The 17703-nt window shown below is 44.8% G+C and carries 19 protein-coding genes and 1 riboswitch; of the genes, 11 read left to right on the top strand and 8 right to left on the bottom strand.

Features of this window, described 5'->3' with window-relative positions; translation table 11 throughout:
- Positions 1-50 precede the first annotated feature (50 nt).
- Together FIV04_RS19805 and sigZ are read left to right on the top strand one after the other, a co-directional pair.
- On the top strand, positions 51-344 hold the full coding sequence (locus FIV04_RS19805; RefSeq protein WP_032553409.1) for a helix-turn-helix transcriptional regulator: 294 nt from the start codon (positions 51-53) through the stop codon (positions 342-344).
- On the top strand, positions 331-915 hold the full coding sequence (sigZ, locus tag FIV04_RS19800) for an RNA polymerase sigma factor SigZ (protein ID WP_150868567.1): 585 nt from the start codon (positions 331-333) through the stop codon (positions 913-915). The genes FIV04_RS19805 and sigZ overlap by 14 nt, the downstream gene beginning before the upstream one ends.
- A 99-nt stretch (positions 916-1014) precedes the next feature.
- Here the strand turns inward: sigZ and FIV04_RS19795 are convergent, their stop codons facing one another.
- Positions 1015-1635 carry a YitT family protein gene (locus FIV04_RS19795; RefSeq protein WP_152470226.1) on the bottom strand — a complete coding sequence of 207 codons (621 nt, stop codon included), beginning with the start codon at positions 1633-1635 and terminating at the stop codon, positions 1015-1017.
- A 352-nt stretch (positions 1636-1987) separates the two neighbouring features.
- On the opposite strand from FIV04_RS19795, the gene FIV04_RS26990 reads away from it, so the two are divergent.
- The 4 genes from FIV04_RS26990 (at position 1988) to FIV04_RS19780 (ending at position 4746) form a co-directional block, all read left to right on the top strand.
- Positions 1988-2209, top strand: coding sequence for a hypothetical protein (locus tag FIV04_RS26990; protein ID WP_172974291.1), 222 nt, complete (start codon positions 1988-1990; stop codon positions 2207-2209).
- A gap of 15 nt (positions 2210-2224) precedes the next feature.
- Entirely contained in the window at positions 2225-3445 is a 1221-nt protein-coding gene (locus FIV04_RS19790) for an MFS transporter (protein ID WP_152470225.1), read from the top strand.
- A 153-nt stretch (positions 3446-3598) separates the two neighbouring features.
- Positions 3599-4324 (top strand): sulfite exporter TauE/SafE family protein, encoded by a 726-nt coding sequence (locus tag FIV04_RS19785; RefSeq protein ID WP_152470224.1) that lies wholly within the window; start codon positions 3599-3601, stop codon positions 4322-4324.
- Between the two features lie 62 nt (positions 4325-4386).
- Positions 4387-4746, top strand: a complete 360-nt coding sequence (locus FIV04_RS19780) for an MmcQ/YjbR family DNA-binding protein (RefSeq protein WP_152470223.1) — start codon at positions 4387-4389, stop codon at positions 4744-4746.
- Positions 4747-4789: 43 nt separating this feature from the next.
- Here FIV04_RS19780 and FIV04_RS19775 read toward each other — a convergent pair whose 3' ends face one another.
- Positions 4790-5545: a phosphatase PAP2 family protein gene (locus FIV04_RS19775; RefSeq protein ID WP_152470222.1), complete on the bottom strand. Its 756-nt coding sequence runs from the start codon at positions 5543-5545 to the stop codon at positions 4790-4792.
- A gap of 409 nt (positions 5546-5954) precedes the next feature.
- Positions 5955-6121, top strand: a riboswitch (FMN riboswitch).
- Between the two features lie 323 nt (positions 6122-6444).
- On the opposite strand from FIV04_RS19775, the gene ribB reads away from it, so the two are divergent.
- Together ribB and FIV04_RS19765 are read left to right on the top strand one after the other, a co-directional pair.
- Positions 6445-7101 (top strand): 3,4-dihydroxy-2-butanone-4-phosphate synthase, encoded by a 657-nt coding sequence (ribB, locus tag FIV04_RS19770; protein WP_152470221.1) that lies wholly within the window; start codon positions 6445-6447, stop codon positions 7099-7101.
- 250 nt (positions 7102-7351) lie between these two features.
- The gene (locus tag FIV04_RS19765; RefSeq protein ID WP_152470220.1) at positions 7352-8200 is read left to right on the top strand and encodes a hypothetical protein; all 849 of its coding nucleotides are present in this window, start codon (positions 7352-7354) and stop codon (positions 8198-8200) included.
- Between the two features lie 134 nt (positions 8201-8334).
- Here the strand turns inward: FIV04_RS19765 and FIV04_RS19760 are convergent, their stop codons facing one another.
- Positions 8335-9228, bottom strand: coding sequence for a LysR family transcriptional regulator (locus FIV04_RS19760; protein ID WP_152470219.1), 894 nt, complete (start codon positions 9226-9228; stop codon positions 8335-8337).
- 154 nt (positions 9229-9382) lie between these two features.
- On the opposite strand from FIV04_RS19760, the gene FIV04_RS19755 reads away from it, so the two are divergent.
- Positions 9383-10015 carry an NAD(P)-dependent oxidoreductase gene (locus FIV04_RS19755; protein WP_152470218.1) on the top strand — a complete coding sequence of 211 codons (633 nt, stop codon included), beginning with the start codon at positions 9383-9385 and terminating at the stop codon, positions 10013-10015.
- Positions 10016-10136: 121 nt separating this feature from the next.
- Here FIV04_RS19755 and FIV04_RS19750 read toward each other — a convergent pair whose 3' ends face one another.
- Together FIV04_RS19750 and FIV04_RS19745 are read right to left on the bottom strand one after the other, a co-directional pair.
- Positions 10137-10787 carry a cupin domain-containing protein gene (locus FIV04_RS19750; protein WP_150868557.1) on the bottom strand — a complete coding sequence of 217 codons (651 nt, stop codon included), beginning with the start codon at positions 10785-10787 and terminating at the stop codon, positions 10137-10139.
- Positions 10788-10925: 138 nt separating this feature from the next.
- Positions 10926-11699 carry an SDR family NAD(P)-dependent oxidoreductase gene (locus FIV04_RS19745; RefSeq protein ID WP_152470217.1) on the bottom strand — a complete coding sequence of 258 codons (774 nt, stop codon included), beginning with the start codon at positions 11697-11699 and terminating at the stop codon, positions 10926-10928.
- A gap of 105 nt (positions 11700-11804) precedes the next feature.
- Between FIV04_RS19745 and FIV04_RS19740 the strand changes: the two genes are divergently transcribed.
- Positions 11805-12143 carry a helix-turn-helix domain-containing protein gene (locus tag FIV04_RS19740; RefSeq protein WP_152470216.1) on the top strand — a complete coding sequence of 113 codons (339 nt, stop codon included), beginning with the start codon at positions 11805-11807 and terminating at the stop codon, positions 12141-12143.
- Positions 12144-12224: 81 nt separating this feature from the next.
- On the opposite strand, the gene FIV04_RS19735 is transcribed toward FIV04_RS19740, so the two are convergent.
- Positions 12225-13130 carry a LysR family transcriptional regulator gene (locus FIV04_RS19735; protein ID WP_152470215.1) on the bottom strand — a complete coding sequence of 302 codons (906 nt, stop codon included), beginning with the start codon at positions 13128-13130 and terminating at the stop codon, positions 12225-12227.
- A gap of 199 nt (positions 13131-13329) precedes the next feature.
- Between FIV04_RS19735 and FIV04_RS19730 the strand changes: the two genes are divergently transcribed.
- A complete protein-coding gene (locus tag FIV04_RS19730) occupies positions 13330-14049 on the top strand; it encodes an SDR family oxidoreductase (RefSeq protein WP_032553424.1) in 720 nt (239 codons plus the stop codon).
- Positions 14050-14134: 85 nt separating this feature from the next.
- Here the strand turns inward: FIV04_RS19730 and FIV04_RS19725 are convergent, their stop codons facing one another.
- Both FIV04_RS19725 and FIV04_RS19720 read right to left on the bottom strand, forming a co-directional pair.
- Entirely contained in the window at positions 14135-15103 is a 969-nt protein-coding gene (locus FIV04_RS19725; protein WP_152470214.1) for a sensor domain-containing diguanylate cyclase, read from the bottom strand.
- A 685-nt stretch (positions 15104-15788) separates the two neighbouring features.
- A complete protein-coding gene (locus tag FIV04_RS19720; protein WP_152470213.1) occupies positions 15789-17702 on the bottom strand; it encodes a TRAP transporter fused permease subunit in 1914 nt (637 codons plus the stop codon).
- Position 17703 lies beyond the last annotated feature (1 nt).

The raw sequence follows: 17703 nt of genomic DNA, 5'->3' as shown, positions 1-17703 counted from the left end.
AAATGGTTCTTCATTTCGACTATTATCGAATTAAATTTTGAGGAGCCATCATGAACTTAGAAACTGTAGCTAAAGCATTAAAAGAGCTAGGCCACCCTATTCGCTTATCTATCTACAAGACTGTTGTAAAAGCGGGTTATCACGGTATCGCTGTTGGTGGCTTGCAAGAGGAGCTCGGCATCCCGGGGTCCACTCTTTCTCACCATATCTCTAGCCTTGCATCAGCTGGACTCATCAGTCAAAGGCGTGAGGGACGCACACTTTTCTGTGTCGCAGAGTATGAATGCCTTGATGGTGTTATCGACTTCTTAAAAGATGAGTGTTGCGCCAATGACCAGTGCTAGTGTCGCGAGCCTGAGTCTCGAACAAGTTTGGGCTGAGTATCAACAGGCGCTGAAGGCTTTCTTGCATTCAAAAGTCAGCCAGCCAGATGATGTGGATGATCTACTGCAGGAGATCTTGCTGAAAACATACCAGAACCTGGAGACAGTAAAAGAGTCCGACAGTATCAAGGCTTGGCTGTTTCAGTTAGCAAATCGCACCATCATTGATTTCTATCGCAAGCGTGCTCGCGATCAACGTGACAGCAACATAGATGCGGAAGAACTATGGTTTGCAGAGCTTGATCAGAACTCTGAATTTAAGCAGCAACTAGCGCAGTGCATTGAACCCTTTATTCAAGCACTTCCGGAGAAAAATGCATCACTTCTGCTTGCGGTCGATATTGAGGGACAAAGTCAGAAAGAGCTCGCTCTAAGCCAAAACAAGAGCTATTCGACCATTAAGTCGCAAGTGCAGAGAAGCCGAGAAGAACTTAAGAAGTTGTTTGAAGAGTGCTGTCACCTATCTTTAGATAAGCATGGTAGTGTTATTGACTGTGACCTAAAACCAGACAGCAGTTGTGGAAAGTGTTAATCACAATTCTAATTCAACGTATAGATACACCTAAGAACAAGACGTAGAAAACGAAAAAGCCAGCAATCTCGCTGGCTTTTTCTGTTTGAGGCATTCAGTTTAATTACTGCTTGCAGGCTGTGGCGCCGCTGGTTGGTAGCGACCCGGCTTATGATTCATAGCCAAAATCAGATTAGTAACCACCGCACCTACTACCGACAGAAGAATCAAAGAAATGTCGACGATAAACAATGACAGGATAACAATAGTACAGTCCAATCCCATTTGAACCTTACCTGCGCGAATACCAAAACGTTCTTGAAGGTACAACGCCAAGATATTGAAGCCACCTAGGCTCATCTTATGCCTAAAGATGACCAGCATACCTGTACCGATGAGTCCGCCACCAAGCATGGCTGCGTACACCTTGTTGATCTCTGCAATCTGAATAACGTGATACAGATGATCAACTGCGAACGAAACGATAGATACAGCAATAAAGGTATTGATCGTAAAGCGCCAGCCCATACGGGTAACAGATAAAATATAAAAAGGTAAGTTAAGCGCGAAGAAAACCTGACCAAAGCTAAGCTCTGTGATCTTGGTAATGAAGATAGCTAACCCTGCAGTACCACCAGTCAGCAACCCTACTTGATTGAAAAAGATAACACCGAGCGACACCAATGCACTACCTAGGGTTAATGCAAGTAGGTTCTCTCTGAGGTTATGATCTTTGTCCATTTGGATGACTCTCCCTTAAATTCCGAAACTTTTCTCGCTCATCCTGAAGCGATTTCGGCACTAGGGTCACGATTTTTAAGGAATATGTCGAGTTTATAGAGTGTGATCGATGTAACTCAAATCGTATTGTTTTGTTTACAACCCAATAAATAGCCATTGATTACAAAGCGTTATATATCACTCTATGTAACAAGCCGACAGGCTTAAAGACTCGACTTCACTAAGCAAATTTATCGTTCTCTCATCTATGCACAAAACGCATAGATTGAATCACAAATCGTCATTTGTCTCATGTGCAGACTCTCTTTAAGATGCGCGCCTTCTTACAACATTGAGCGCATGTAAAACCCTTATGTTTTCACAATCTCTTTTTGCCCAGCTAGCCAGAATGACTCTGTTTTTGGTCATCAGTTTAGTGGTGGTTCATCATAGCCAACCATTGATCGATCTTTTGGCTCAGCACGCTGTAAGCAGTGGGTGCCACCAGCAGTCTGCGCATGAGCATTCTGGGCACGAACACCACCACGACATGGGTGAACATGACATGTCTGCACATCACTCACATCATCATTAATTTAAGAGTATTAGAATGAGTATTTTCCGCTTTCCCTTACTGGTATGGCTTGGGATCGGCACATTAATCATCAGTCTAGGGATCAGACAATCGTTCGGCATTTTCATGATGCCTATTTCCGAGCACTTCAACACGGGTCGTGAGTTCTTTAGCTTTGCGATCGCACTGCAAAACCTGTTGTTTGGTGTTTTTCAGCCGTTTGTTGGTATGGCTGCCGACAAATGGGGCGCTCGACGCATTATCATCGCGGGCGCATGTGCTTATGGCGTAGGTCTGGTTCTTACTTCCATCTCTACCGAATCGAGCATGCTATACATCTCTCTAGGTGCGCTGATCGGTCTAGGTTTGAGTGCTACAAGTTATGTGATTGTTCTTGGTGCTGTCGCAAAAGTCGTCCCTGCGGAACACGCTGCAAAAGCCTTTGGTTTAACAACCGCTGCAGGTTCATTTGGTATGTTCGCAGTGATTCCCGGTGCGCAGTACATGCTTAACGAGTTTGATTGGCAGTCGGCAATGCAAGTATTCGCATTACTATGCTGCTTAATGATTTCGTTTGCTCTGTTCATGCGGGCTCCTAAGTCGAAAAACGCAGCAAAAACACAAACTGCTAATGCAGAAAACTCACAGACACTGAAACAAGCATTGTCTGAAGCCTTTGCGCACAAAGGATACTGGCTTATCCACGCGGGCTTCTTTGTTTGTGGTTTCCACGTGATGTTTATTGCAACTCACTTACCAAGTTACTTGGCGGACAAAGATCTACCCGCTAGTAGCGCAGCTATGGCTCTTGCGTATGTCGGTATTTTTAACATCTTCGGCTCTTACTTCTGGGGCGTGATGGGCGATAAATTCAGCAAGCGTCATGTGATGTCGGCTCTTTATCTAGTGCGAACAGTAGTTATTGGCGCATTTGTGACTCTGCCAGTAACAGAATCTACAGCAGCGATTTTTGGTGCTGCGATTGGTTTCTGTTGGTTGGGTACAGTGCCACTTACCTCAGGTCTAGTAAGACAGATCTTCGGTGCGCGTTACCTATCGACTCTGTATGGTTTGGTATTTTTCACTCACCAAGTCGGCAGCTTCTTGGGCGCTTGGGTTGGCGGTCGAATTTACGATTATTACGGCTCATACGAACCAATTTGGTGGTCGACAGTCGTGCTAGCTTTTGCTGCTGCGCTTATCCATTTACCAATTAATGATAAGCCAATTGAACGTCTTAAGTTGGCAATGGCTTAATGAAAGTAAACGGCTGCTCTTAGTGAGTGGCCGTTTTTCTATCCGTCTCAACAAGCTACTCTTTTAACAGAAATTTTGCCGACATATGGGACAGGCAACGCTATTTTAATTTATAGTATTTATCTTCTTATCCAATTCGCAGATTGATAGCACATGGAACTGTTCGATCAGACAGTCATTATCGCAATGGCACTCATTTTTGTTGGCTCTTTCGTTCAAACCGCTATCGGTTTTGGCTTAGCTATTGTCGCGGCTCCGTTACTATTTCTTGTTTCACCAGATTATGTCCCTGCCCCAATCTGTTTAGTCGGTTTGTTTATCTCTATCTTCAATGCCATGAAGCACCGTAGCAATATTTCGATTGGTGGTCTCAAGGTGGCGCTGCTAGGTCGAATTCCGGGTTCACTCGCAGGCGGTGCACTGTTGGTGATGGTATCAACCAGTGTCTTATCTTTATGGCTAGGCCTGCTGGTTGTGTTTGCTGTCATCGTGAGCCTACTTCCATTCAGATTAGAGCCGACACCAGCGAAAATGGGCATTGCAGGATTCTTCTCTGGCTTCTTTGGTACCAGTTCAGGCATTGGTGGTCCCCCAATGGCGCTATTGCTGCAACACCAAGATGCCAATCAACTGCGTGGTAATCTGTCTGCCTTCTTCGTATTCAGCTCAATTATCTCGCTGGTTGTTCAGATCCCAATTGGCTTTTTTACGTTGCATCATTTGGTTATTACCTTACCACTGCTCCCAGCAGCTTGGTTAGGCTATAAACTGGCGTTGATGACTACACAAACTCTGCCTAAAGAACAAATTCGAATCGGGGCACTTTTGCTCTGCTCAATTAGTGGAGTCACAGCAATATGGCAAGGATTAGCGGGTTAACTTGTCGAACGGCAAAGCGTCGATGACAATAATGAAAGCAGATCTTAGGAAAGGATGACTCAATGAATTACGAACAATTTAATGAATTCTGCAAAGCGTTACCCGCGACCACGTATGTGATGCAGTGGAACAATTCTCATGTTTGGAAAGTGGGTGGAAAGGTGTTTGCGATTGGTGGATGGGGTCCAGATGATCAGCCTGCTTGTATTTTTAAAGCCTCTAATCAAAATTATGACTTCTTAAAAGACGCCCCCGGTTATCGACCTGCGCCCTACTTTGCTTCTCGCGGGATGAAATGGATCCAGTGTACTGACACTCAGCTCGATATCGAAGAGCTCAAATATTATCTCGTTCAGTCACATAAGATTGTCTCTCTCGGGCTAACTAAGAAGAAACAGGCTGAACTTGGCTTGAATCAGTGATGAATCACAACTGACTTCATCACTGAACTTTCACCGCTTTCAGCTAACCAAATGCCCTAAATGACTTAAACCAACTTGGAAGATAGGGCTCTATCTTGTTCGCTGATATCACGGGTACTAAGCCATATAGTAAACCTGCAAAAGCAATCGAGGCTGCTAAATCAATTGGCCTATGCATACCCAACCAAACGCGACTATATGCCACGCCTCCAGCCCAAATTAACAACGCACCTACCCACATAAACTTGCGCGCCTGCCAAAATAAACCACCAAAAAACGCCACGCAAATACCAACAAAGATCATATGCCCAGAAGGAAATGAATAGTCTGTTTCGCCGAGCCAATGAATCGTTCGCCAATCACTGACCACGCTCGACATCTGCACGATCGCGTCATTCTTAGCGAGCAGTGGCAACTCATAAAATGCTTCTGGTAAATCAACGACCTGTTGCTCCGCTAAATACACAGCATAGGGCCTTGGACTCTCGGTCACGTGTTTAAGGTAAGTCTTGGCGGCAAAGCTCAAACCAAGCAAGAACACCATTTGAACTCCAACACTGACCAACTTAGAAGCGGGTAAACGCAGTCTCAAGAGCATAATACCGAGCACTAGCAAAGTGATAAGGAATCCCTGACTACCTGCAGAATACGTAACATAAGTGATCAGCGCACCGACAAACTCATCTACCTTGTTCGAGAAGTTAAAATCAGAACCAAATAAAAAGAATGGCAATAGACAATATAGGCTCAGAGCGAGAAGTAATAAGCCCTTGGATTTATTGGAGAAGATGAGTTTCATAGAAGTAGGCTAACGTTGAAAAAATCGAATGCTAGCTCACCTTATCACCCTCAATATCAAATTTTTGTCAGAAAGCTTAGTAAGCTGTGATATTTCTATAAATGGCCTAAATTCAATGTCTTGGGCGTATTATTCCACTCATCCACATTCACACCGAATGCAATTAACTACACGCTTTTAACCATTATCTCTTTTCCCCGCAAACATAGCCGTTATTACCTATTTATCCTGTGATTTACTCTGTGATCAATTTTGCAGTAGAACACACTTATGTCGTGAAAACGGGTAATTAATCAGCAAACTGTTCGCTAATTGCGTAAAGTTTGCGGACTATCCTTTTCATATGCCCATGAAAGGATTACCATTCCTGTGCTTTTGAAACCAAGCTCAAAAGCCAATCAAATTTATTTTTTATTCTCAGGGCGGGGCGAAATTCCCCACCGGCGGTATGTCCTTAGTAACACTATGTACGTAGCAAAACTATAGATAAGCCCGCGAGCGCTCGATTCGTCGAGGTCAGCAGATCTGGTGAGATGCCAGAGCCGACGGTTATAGTCCGGATGAGAGAGAATGGAAACACACCACTCATACTATTGAGTTGGTGCATTTCGTTTTTGATAAAACCATGCGAACGACGATCTGTCTTATACCAATCACAGTAATTAAGTGATCAAAAATTGCGCAGGAAAAAGGCTTGAGAACAAGGCAGCTTTTTTCAACAGAGAGTTTCGATAAGTAGTTATTCTACAATCAAAAATTCTAACGCAGTTATCGAGCATTTTAACAAGCTAGGGTGAGCAATTATTTACTACGATTGGTATTGGTGATAGCTCGCGACGTCGTTTGGTTGTCATCCCTCATACAAGCCCTGATTCTGGTGATATTTTAGGAGTTAAACCATGAATCAGTCTTCAATTTTGGCCGAATTTGGCGAACCAATTGAGCGTGTTGAAAACGCACTACAAGCACTACGCGAAGGTCGCGGCGTACTTCTACTTGACGATGAAGATCGTGAAAACGAAGGCGACATCATCTACTCAGTAGAACACCTAACCAATGAGCAGATGGCGCTGATGATCCGCGAATGTAGCGGCATTGTTTGCTTGTGCCTAACTGATGAACAAGCAAACCAACTTGACCTACCGCCAATGGTTGTTGATAACAACAGCGCTAACCAGACCGCTTTCACAGTGACTATCGAAGCGAAAGTAGGTGTAACTACTGGCGTTTCTGCAGCTGACCGCGTAACCACGATCAAAACTGCCGCTAACCCAAGTGCAAAACCAAGTGACTTAGCGCGCCCAGGTCACGTATTCCCACTGCGCGCTCGTAAAGGTGGTGTCTTGGCTCGTCGTGGTCACACTGAAGGTACCGTTGACCTGATGCAAATGGCTGGTCTGCCTTCTGCAGGCGTACTATGTGAAGTGACTAACCCAGACGGCACAATGGCGAAAGCGCCAGAGATCGTTGCTTTTGGCAAACTGCACAACATGCCTGTATTGACTATCGAAGACATGGTTGCTTACCGTAACCAGTTCGACCTAAAACTGGCATAAACGAAACAACACGTTAAAGTTCAATTCAAGCCCTGCTCTGTGAGTGGGGCTTTTTCGTTTATAACGACCACCTATTTCATTGATATCCAAATATATCTCATCAAACTCTCCCTATTTTAGGGCTAAATTGCACCAAGTTAGACAACCCCGCATACGCACCAAAACTTAAGTTATTGAATATTAATAACTTTCTATTTTGGCACGCTTAGCGCATACCACTAAGGAGGTATTCACATACAAGGAGTGCGTTATGTTTATGCTTATTTCAACTATCGTGGTTTTGGCTTCAGTTTATGCTCTGTTTCACTACTCACAGAAACGCCAAAAATCAAACGATCAAAAATTCGAAACCTTAGTCTTGCTTCGAGAACTGTTGCAGCTTTCGAGAAAACACCGCGCGGCGACTCATTATGCGCTGACCTGTAAGCTATCGACTGAATCGGTACAACGAGTAAACACTCTGTATCAATCCATGATCACCGCATCAAACAGGCTCATCCAAAAAAGTCCATTTGATGGGCGCCCGATGTACCGTATTTATCAGCTCAAAATTAAGGCGATGCATAACGATTGGCAAACTCGAAGCTTGGTACGAAACCAGTTCATTCATGGAAAAACCATTCGTCACAATATGTTGTTGATGGATGAATTAATGATCACTTGGTTGACGGAATCGGAGCAGACTGAACTGGTTGATGATTACCACATGGAGTGGCTACAGGTTTTGGATGCCATGGAGACACTCACTAAGCTAAGAATGTGTATTCCTGATATGGATAAACAAGATGAGTTTCTACGTGCTAAGTTCTACGCCGATCAAATTCATAGACACTTAAACCGCTTGGCGCTGATCTGTCCTTTGAGCTTAGGCTCTCCAACGGGAGCACGTGCTTTACAGACACTTGCTGATATACATGACAGCGAGCAACGCGTGATCACAGCCACAGCTATGTATGAGTTAACCAGCGACATATCCACCATTATCGCGCAAGTGTATGACCAGATCTTGTCTCGAATGACTGAGACGCTTTATCTACCTCTTCCAGAGATTTCATTGAGGCTGGCAGACGACCATCAAGGTGTACACGGTTCCGTGTAAAGGCAGCACATTCAAAGTCGTCGTCCTATAGAACTCCCCACATTGAGTTCGTATCCGATATCACTTTTGGTATCGGATTTTTGTTTTTGTAGAGTGATCCATGTGCAGAGCAGATTAACGAGCATGACGGCAAACTAACTCGGTCGAGCAATGTCCTGCGACCAGGTGTCGGCCACAAAATCAATGAACTGACGCACCACTGGCAGTTGGTAGCTTCGCGAAAGATACACAGCCCACAAGGTACTTGTTGGTACCACATACTCAGTCAAAATCGGAACCAGTTGACCCCGTTCAATTATTGGGTTGGCGATGTCACATGGTAACCTTGCGATCCCTTTACCACGACAAGTGGCTTGAACCAAGACCCCAACATCGTTAGCTGTGATCGTTCCTGATACATCAACCGAATGCTGCTGATTGTCTTTTACAAACTGCCACTTTGACACGTCTAAGTGACGAAAGCAGTTGTGGTCTTTAAGATCTGATATGGTTTCAATCGGTGCGTTCAGCTCAAGATAACTAGGCGCGGCACATATCACCGAATCAATCTTCATCAACTTACGCGCGATGAGGCTCTCGTCTGGGGAGTCAGTGTAACGAAGCGCGATATCAATCCGCTCATCCACCAGCTGTGTAAAGCGATCTGAAGCGAACAACTCAATCGTCACCTGTGGATGAAGTTCTGTGAAGGCTTCGACCACATCAAGCAGTAGATGTTGAGTCAGTGCAATCGGAGCCGATATCCGAATCACGCCCGACAATTGATCTGTCATATTAAGCGCACTGACCTCCAACTCAGCAGCTTCGTGTAGGATGCGCTCACATCGAATCAACGCCGCCTCGCCCACTGTGGTTAAACTGACTTTGCGAGTCGTTCGGTGTAATAGTCTTTGTTTCAACCAGTTTTCAATCTCTTGAACATGCCTCGAAACCTGAAGCCGACTCATACCCAAGTGGTCAGCGGCTTGAGTAAAACTCGAACAGTTTGCAACTTCTACAAAACTGCGCATCGCATTTAATCTATCCAATGTGAACTCCCTCGTACCTCATTTCACTGAACTTGAGCCAATTAGTAACCTATATAGATACAATCTACATCAACTGGCGATATTTATCACATCTAAGCAAGCTATTAGACTGCAATGGTTGTCGAAACACAGAATTAATTAACGGAGAATCATTATGAAAATTGCAGTATTAGGCGCAACAGGTTGGATTGGTAGCCACATAGCTCAAGAAGCCGCATCACGTGGTCATGAAGTTGTCGCGATTGCGAGAGATACAAGCAAAGTGGAACAGCAAGGCATCGAAGCGCGTACTTTCGATCTGCAAGATCCACAAGCGAAAATCAACGATGTGACGTCTGATGTTGATGTGGTGATTGCCTCAATTGGCGGGCGTGCACTTGGTAACCATGAGTTGGTAAAACAGAGTGCAGAAAAACTACTATCAGAGTTGCCGAGCGGTCGTCGTTTAATGTGGGTCGGCGGCGCAGGCTCGTTGGAAGTTGCACCAAACGTTACTTTAGTTACGGTGCCGGACTTCCCTGAAGAGTACAAAGCGGAAGCTCTCGCTCAAGGTGAAGCGCTGGAAGTATTCAAAGAATCAAACAGCGATGTACAGTGGACTTTTGTGAGCCCAGCTGCGGAGATTTTCCCAGGTGAAACAACATCTCAATATCGCATTGGTGGTGATCAACTGCTAACGGATGCAGAAGGCAACAGCAAGATTTCAGTATCAGATTACGCTATTGCGATGCTTGATGTTCTTGAAGGCGGCGAACACATCAATAAAAGAATCGGTGTCGCTTACTAAAGCCTATTGGTTGTAAATACTCAAAGCCTAACCTTGCCTAACTCCCGCTTGTTACTCATCTAACAGTATCAAGCGGGAATCTTTGTATCTGCTCTAGCAAAGAGTCTTTATAGAACAATACTTACAGAGGAAGATGGCCTGTTTTAACCAAAATCACTGTCTCTTCTTCTACAAATGGAAAGTGCTCACTCATGTGTGGGCTGCGCATCCAAGTATGTTTTGGATATACGCCATGCTCATCTTGAAAAGTCCCAGATAGCACGAAGATCTCTTCGCCGCCAAAATGACGGTGCGGCTGAAAGCGTTCACCAACAGGCCACTTAACCAAAGCGACATGCTCATGTTCAAACTCGTGCAGCGGCATTACTTGCAAGCCACCAATACCCGGTAACCACTCGGTATGGTTGGTATCGACTCTCACCTGAGCCAAATCCCTATCGTCGAACTGATTTAATTTGACCAAAATCGTGCAGCCATTCTTGCTTGATGGAGAGTGAGCACTACCAGGAGGGTTACGAATATAGGTGCCTGCGGGGAAGTCTCCAGTTTCATCGGAGAATACACCTTCTAACACAAAGATCTCTTCACCTTTGGGGTGAGGGTGTTCAGAAAAAGAGGATTCAGGATCGTACTTAACCACACTGGTCGTGTGGCCCGACTCTTTGGCTTCGCGCTCTAGTGGCTTTCGCCACACGCCTTTGGCAGGGCTTGCTACCCATTCCATAGGGTCAGTTTCAATCACTAACCGTTTCGAAAAATCCATGTTTAACATGATGGTGACCTTACTCTTGCTATCGTTATTATTGTTTTGTAGCGATTTATTTAACTGCTTTCATTGTACGCGAATAACTGAAGAGGTGGCCATTTCCGATTTTGTTCGGTATATCGCCACCTCTAAAAATTCGCCCTATCAGTTACGCCCTGCAATCACGCCGCCATCGACATCCCAAATCGCTCCAGTTACCCAATCGGAACTGTCAGACAACAAGAATGAAATGCTGTTAGCGATGTCCTGTGGTAAACCTACTCGACCAATTGGGTGGAACTCATTGAAGCCTTCAAGTGCCTCATCCACCTCTTCTGGGATAATAAATGATTCGTAGATAGGCGTTTTAACCACAGCAGGTGATACCGCATTCACTCGGATATTATGTTCAGCGAGCTCCATCGCCATGTGTTGTGTTAACGAATGCAAACCCGCTTTCGCCATTGAGTAAGCGGAAGATGGCGTGGCTTTGATCGCTTGTTTCGCCCACATAGATCCAACGTTCACAATATTGCCGCCACCGCCACCCGACTGGACCATCTTCTTAGTGACCGCTTGCGTAATAAAGAAAGTAGCTTTGTTGAGTTGCATGTATTGGTCGTAATCTGACGGTTGGTGATCGACAAATGCCTGAGGGTTAAAGTAACCCGCAGCATTGACTAAATAACCAATACCTTCTTCTATCGAAGCTAAATGCTCGATAAGGCGAGCTGTGCTTTCATCGTCATAGAGGTTAGCTTGCCAGCCTGAAGCATGACCGATTGCTTTAAGCTCTGATACCGCGTTATCTAACTTGGTCGCGTTGTTTCCGACCACCAACACGTGGATATTTTGAGCCGCAAGCTGCTTTGCTGTTTCAAAGCCCATCCCACTTGTTCCACCAATAACGACAGCAATACCTTTTTTAGTGAAGTTCATTTTGTTATCTCCTAAGTCATGTGAACGTGGTAATCTTAGGCCTCGAACTAACACTATGAATAGTAAGTACAAATCGGTTAGGTAGGTACTTTTTGGTACATCTTTATGAAAAATCAGGAAAACTTTTTTTCTAGAAAATCGGCTCCAGAACGCTCGGCGCGCATGGTAGAAACCATCTATGGCTGTAAATGGTCGCTTACGGTTTATCAATTGCTGACGAATGGCATCAATCGACCGGGTGAAATGGTGCGTTCTGTCGAAGGCTTATCGACTAAAGTACTCAATGAGTGTTTGAAGCGAAATGTAGAGTTTGGAATTCTAGAAAAGCAGATGTTCAATGAGATACCTCCGCGCGTAGAATATCAAGTCACACCTTTTGGTGAGAAGTTCTTAGTTATTCTGGAGCAATTAGAACAGCTACAAAATGAAATAGATGAAATGTAGCTCTGTTCTCAATGCTGCTGGCGCATTCTAACCATCTATTAGCAAACGGCAGCCAGCAGCCTCAAATAGATGGTGTGATCCCTAGCTCACCGACATCTCTTCAAAACGATTCTTAACGAAATCTATAAAGGTGCGGATTCGGCTCGGCTGGTAGCGGTCACGATGATAGATTGCAGAAAAGTCCACGCTCGGTACAACCCACTCATCAAACACTTGAACTAGCTGCTGGTTGTTCAGCTCTTCCAAACAGTAAATAGTAGGCACACGAATAATGCCGTTGCCCGCCATCGCCCCTTGAACTAATACTCGACCATTCTTGCACTGCAAACGCCCATTCACATGAACATCTACGGTTTTCTTGCTGTCTTCCAGAGCTTGAAAGCTCCATCTACGAACCGAGCCCGTTAAACAGTCATGCTGTGTGAGTTCTTTTGGGTGAACCGGTTTACCTTTGCGTTCAAAGTAGGCAGGGCTGGCAAGAGTACCCATTTCGATATCGAGTAGCTTACGGGCAATAAAGCCTGCATCTTCCAAGCTCCCCATGCGAAAGGCGATGTCAAAGGCGTCTTCAATAAGATCCACACGGTGGCTACTGAAATCTAAACTGATACTGATATCTGGATAAAGCTGCATGAACTCATTCACAAGGTCGGCAATGATCACCTCACCAAGATACCCACCAACGCAGTTCACTTTGATATCACCACGCACTTCTTCAACATCATCAACAGCAGCAATCAAGGCTTGGTCTATATTATCTAAGGCTTGCTCACAGCGTTGGTAAAGCTCTTCACCAGCATGAGTTAGACGCAGCGTTCGAGTAGTACGAATGAATAAGGTCACGCCCATCTGCTTTTCTAGGCTGCTTACTTGGCGAGAGACATGGGAACGAGAGACATCTAACTCTTCTGCCGCTTTAGTGAAATTGCCTAAGCGTGCAATGAGAACAAATGAACGAATATCAGACAGGTTAATTTGATTGAGCATAGTCGCGATTCAGTCAGAACACAGATTCTTTTATTGTTGCAGTATGACAACAGTGTTTCAAGTAAAGCGCTATATATCAACAATGCTGTTTTCCTTAATATACCCCCACCGCAACGAAACACGTCAATAACGCCTTGTTTCAAATGCACTTAGACAATACGTCGTCACACGACGACATAAAGGTACAGAGGAAATAAACATGAAAAAACTAATCGTAATCACAGGTGCTAGTTCAGGTATTGGTGAAGCAATCGCTCGTCGTCTAAGCGATGAAGGTCACCCTCTGCTGCTTTTGGCTCGTCGTATTGACCGTCTTGAAGCGCTAAACCTACCAAACTCTCTAGCAGTAAAAGTAGACGTAACTGACCAAGCATCATTTGAAGCTGCTATTGCACAAGGTGAAGAGAAGTTCGGCCCTGTTGACGCACTAATCAACAACGCTGGCGCAATGCTTCTAGGCCAAATCGATACTCAAGACGCATCTGAGTGGAAACGTATGTTCGATGTGAACGTGCTTGGCCTTCTAAACGGCATGCAAGCTGTTCTTGCACCAATGAAAGAGCGTAACAGCGGCACAATCATCAACATCAGCTCAATTGCGGGTAAGAAAACATTCCCTAACCACGCAGCTTACTGTGGTACTAAGTTCGCTGTACACGCTATCTCTGAAAACGTACGTGAAGAAGTCGCTGCAGCAAACGTTCGTGTAACAACAATTGCACCAGGTGCGGTGGAAACTGAGCTTCTTTCTCACACAACATCTCAAGAGATCAAAGATGGTTACGGTGAGTGGAAAGAGCAAATGGGTGGCGTACTAGCAGCTGACGACATTGCTCGCGCAGTATCATTCGCTTACCAACAACCACAAAACGTATGTATCCGTGAAATCGCTCTAGCACCAACTAAGCAAGAGCCATAAGCTTCACGCGACAACAAACATCACGTCATAATTGACGTTGAATAAAGAAGGGACCTGTAACTAGAAATAGATTACAGGTCCCTTTTTATTTGCGGTTTGTTTGTTGAAAACACGTTTTTATGTCTCCATCAGAACTGCTCTCTATTCTGTCTCTACCGTTGCGTTTCGCTTGGTACAGACAGTCGTCTGCTTCATGAATCACATCACGTAACCGAGTATCACCATCTGGGGTACTTGTGGTTATACCAATACTGACGCTTAGGTACGGCATATCTATGTCGACGTCTTCGAACAACTTCATATTACGAAGATTAAAGATGATCCACTCAGCCACTTTTCTTGCACCTTGCTGCGAGGTATTCCCCAAGAACACAATGAACTCCTCACCGCCATACCTCGCACACAAATCGGTTGGTCGTCGGCACGCCTGTTCCAGTACGTTCGCGACTTTTACCAAGCATTGATCACCAAATGTATGACCACAGGTGTCGTTGATCTTTTTGAACAAATCGATATCAATCATGATTATCGATACTGGGGTGGAGTCTCTTAGGTTAATTGTCCAATGCTCGTTCGCAAACAAATCGAACTTTCTGCGATTCGCAATACCGGTTAACGGATCTTTCTCTGACGCTAACGTCACCATGATTTCAGCTTGTTTTCTATCGGTAATGTTTTGATGGGTAATGACGAAGTAAGGAAGGTGGCTTTCGGTTAAAGGCGTGACTCTCATTAAGAACCATCGCTGTGTATCTGGGCTATGACAAGGGTATTCGTGCAAGAAGTTAGGTATCTTTCCAGAGATCACGTTCTCGATCCCCGTTTTGACTGACGGTTCACCATCCTCGCTTGATGAGCCACAGCAAGCGAGATAATTGGTGCCTTCCCAAATAATCTCTTTATCGCCATCGTTCTCGGCACCAAAATCTTTCCAACTCTGATTAACAAACACAATGCTTCCTGAGCCATCAATAATCGCGATTTGCTCAAGAAGTGAATTCAAGACCGATTCAAAGAAGTCATTGGGTAGAGAGATGTCCATTTTCCCCGTCATACGTATCCTTCGTATTATCAAGAAAATAATAGCCCAAAATCAAAGAGTAGAGAAATGGATAGTTATGATTAGAAAAACCTTTAATCTATACAGTCTCAAACTTTAAACAATAAAGTCTAAGTACTTTGGCGAAATTTAGAACTCACTAGATTACGGATTTTTGTTACACAGAAAAATAAGCCTGTTATATTGATTGCAAAGCCAATACAAACCAAAGCCAAGACCAAAATATGGCGTGCAGTGTGTCCAACCCAATGATTCAACTCAATTATGTTGTTAACTGCAGGTAACGACCAAGGCATAGAACCTGCCACAAATAAAAAGCCAGGTAGATTCCATACTGTGTGCCATTCAAAACCCAACGTTCTGCATAGGTACCAAAATGCTTGGTAACCTATAGCTATCAGCAAACTTACTAAAAACACTCTCAACATGGTCACCTGTCCAATATCTGTACTAATTTAATTCTTCATTATGCAGATACAGTAACTTTAATAAAAACAGTAACCTGCTTAGATAATTTTATCCTAAGTGCTTATCACTCTATTTTCAAATCTAACACCTAAAGCTGATTGTATTTAATCTAATTCTGCATTTTACAAACAACAGCCTTTATAAACAGACATTGAAAAAGGGATCTGAATATTCAGATCCCTTTCTCATATTTATATAGCGTTAATACAGGTTACGCTTGTTGAGCGACCTCGCGGCTGCGCCATTGAATCACTATTAGGCCAATGATAATGACGATACCAAGAGGACCTAAGCCGAATGGATTGAGGAGCAACAGTGGAATGGCAAGCAATGCCACTAAGCGCTCAACCACGTTCAGTGAGCGAATCAGATAACCCTCAATCGCAATAGCGATGGCGACAATGATCGTCAGCGTTTGAACGATAGAAAATAGCAGAGCTGGCATGCCATCGTTCGGATTTACGATACTAGTGTATGCCATCATGATTGGGATGATGAACAGACCACCGGCAAGCTTAAACGCCTCTACCGATGACTTCATTGGATTCGCGTTTGCAACACCTGCACCAGCAAAGGCAGCAAGTGCTATCGGTGGTGTTACGTTAGAAGTCTGTGACAACCAGAATACGATGAGGTGAGCCGTTAACAGAGGCAAACCAAAGTCTGTCAGCATTGGTACCGCCATAACTGCAAGTACGATGTATGCCGCCGTAACTGGTAGACCCATTCCGAGCACTAAAGCTACTAAACTGATTAAGCCCAGTGCGATAAGCATGTAGCCGCCAGAAAAGTCCATCACAAACTGAGTGAACTGCAAGCCGATACCGGTCTGCCCTACCACACCAACGATGATGCCAGCAGCACCACAAGCAGCAGAAATTGGTAACGCCATTAACGCACCATTCTTCATGCCTTCGATGAACTTCTTCAAACCGATACGGCTGTGCTTACGAAGTGCCGCCGTCATGAGAATCGCACTACAACCCGCAACACCCACCAGCAGTGGTGAATACGCCATCATAAGCAACACGGTAATAAGAGTGAGTGGAATCAGGTGGTGCGCACCATCTTTCATTACTGCAATTACAGCTTCGGTTTTGCTCACGGCTTGCAGATTCAGTTTGCACGCCATCAGGTGAACGTAGAGCAGAGTACAGAAGAAGTAGAGAATCGCCGGTGCAATCGAGGCGATCATGATTTCGCTATAAGGCACACCGGTAAACTGCGCCATTACGAACGCACCCGCCCCCATGATCGGTGGCATGATCTGCCCACCCGTTGAGGCAGCAGCTTCAATACCCGCGGCTTGCTCTGGTTTATATCCAAGCTTCTTCATCATCGGAATAGTGATAGAGCCAGTCGTCACTGTGTTTGCAATCGCAGATCCTGAAATAGAACCTAAACCTGCCGAAGCCAATACTGCTGCTTTCGCAGGGCCGCCACGGTATTTACCTGCAATCGAGAATGCGAGATCGATAAAGAACTTACCCGCGCCCGTGACTTCAAGAAAAGCACCAAACAACACGAAGATGAATACCGTTGTCGCTGCAATACCGAGGGCCGAGCCAAATACGCCATTCGCAGAATAAATCTGGAACTGGATCAGCTCTTGTAAGCTGTATGCCTTAATCGCAAAACCACTTGGCAACATATCGCCCAATGCACTGTACGCAAGAAACAGAGCCGCAATGAACACCATCACCCAACCTACGGTGCGTCGACACCCTTCCAATAGCAATGCTAGCAAAGTACAACCTGCAAACATGTCGGCAAACTGAAGGCCATAGAATAGATGGTTGATGTCGTTGTAGTCGAAGATCCACAAGCGGTATCCTGCAAATACCACCACGCCACACAGGATGACATCGATCAGCTTACCGACCACAAAGAATTTGTTCTCACGATTAGCGATCAATGGATAGTGAAGGAAGATCAATACCAACACCCAACACAAGTGGATAGGTCTGAAATAGGTCGCGGAAATGGTTGAGCTAACACCCTGCCAAATTTGAAAAACAGACAATGCCACCGCAACAACCAGTGTCAGGTAGCCCATAACATTAACCAGTTTTTCATACGGAAGCGGTTGTGAAGAAGGGTGTTGATTATCAGGGGTAATATCCATA

It is taken from the genome of Vibrio sp. THAF190c (genome assembly GCF_009363355.1).
In the GTDB taxonomy this organism is placed as follows: Bacteria; Pseudomonadota; Gammaproteobacteria; order Enterobacterales; family Vibrionaceae; genus Vibrio; species Vibrio fortis_A.
Note: the sequence above shows the minus strand (reverse complement) of the source record. Positions and strands in the feature narration are given on the sequence as shown.

What these genes read in the sequence shown, in the direction of transcription:
- FIV04_RS19725 (WP_152470214.1), bottom strand. Translation starts at nt 15,103, where the DNA reads ATGACGGGGAAAATGGACATCTCTCTACCCAATGACTTCTTTGAATCG.
- FIV04_RS19720 (WP_152470213.1), bottom strand. Translation starts at nt 17,702, where the DNA reads ATGGATATTACCCCTGATAATCAACACCCTTCTTCACAACCGCTTCCG.
- FIV04_RS19790 (WP_152470225.1), top strand. Translation starts at nt 2,225, where the DNA reads ATGAGTATTTTCCGCTTTCCCTTACTGGTATGGCTTGGGATCGGCACA.
- FIV04_RS19740 (WP_152470216.1), top strand. Translation starts at nt 11,805, where the DNA reads ATGAAAAATCAGGAAAACTTTTTTTCTAGAAAATCGGCTCCAGAACGC.
- FIV04_RS19750 (WP_150868557.1), bottom strand. Translation starts at nt 10,787, where the DNA reads ATGTTAAACATGGATTTTTCGAAACGGTTAGTGATTGAAACTGACCCT.
- FIV04_RS19730 (WP_032553424.1), top strand. Translation starts at nt 13,330, where the DNA reads ATGAAAAAACTAATCGTAATCACAGGTGCTAGTTCAGGTATTGGTGAA.
- sigZ (WP_150868567.1), top strand. Translation starts at nt 331, where the DNA reads ATGACCAGTGCTAGTGTCGCGAGCCTGAGTCTCGAACAAGTTTGGGCT.
- FIV04_RS19775 (WP_152470222.1), bottom strand. Translation starts at nt 5,545, where the DNA reads ATGAAACTCATCTTCTCCAATAAATCCAAGGGCTTATTACTTCTCGCT.
- FIV04_RS19805 (WP_032553409.1), top strand. Translation starts at nt 51, where the DNA reads ATGAACTTAGAAACTGTAGCTAAAGCATTAAAAGAGCTAGGCCACCCT.
- FIV04_RS19765 (WP_152470220.1), top strand. Translation starts at nt 7,352, where the DNA reads ATGTTTATGCTTATTTCAACTATCGTGGTTTTGGCTTCAGTTTATGCT.
- FIV04_RS19795 (WP_152470226.1), bottom strand. Translation starts at nt 1,635, where the DNA reads ATGGACAAAGATCATAACCTCAGAGAGAACCTACTTGCATTAACCCTA.
- FIV04_RS26990 (WP_172974291.1), top strand. Translation starts at nt 1,988, where the DNA reads ATGTTTTCACAATCTCTTTTTGCCCAGCTAGCCAGAATGACTCTGTTT.
- FIV04_RS19745 (WP_152470217.1), bottom strand. Translation starts at nt 11,699, where the DNA reads ATGAACTTCACTAAAAAAGGTATTGCTGTCGTTATTGGTGGAACAAGT.
- FIV04_RS19785 (WP_152470224.1), top strand. Translation starts at nt 3,599, where the DNA reads ATGGAACTGTTCGATCAGACAGTCATTATCGCAATGGCACTCATTTTT.
- FIV04_RS19735 (WP_152470215.1), bottom strand. Translation starts at nt 13,130, where the DNA reads ATGCTCAATCAAATTAACCTGTCTGATATTCGTTCATTTGTTCTCATT.
- FIV04_RS19780 (WP_152470223.1), top strand. Translation starts at nt 4,387, where the DNA reads ATGAATTACGAACAATTTAATGAATTCTGCAAAGCGTTACCCGCGACC.
- FIV04_RS19755 (WP_152470218.1), top strand. Translation starts at nt 9,383, where the DNA reads ATGAAAATTGCAGTATTAGGCGCAACAGGTTGGATTGGTAGCCACATA.
- ribB (WP_152470221.1), top strand. Translation starts at nt 6,445, where the DNA reads ATGAATCAGTCTTCAATTTTGGCCGAATTTGGCGAACCAATTGAGCGT.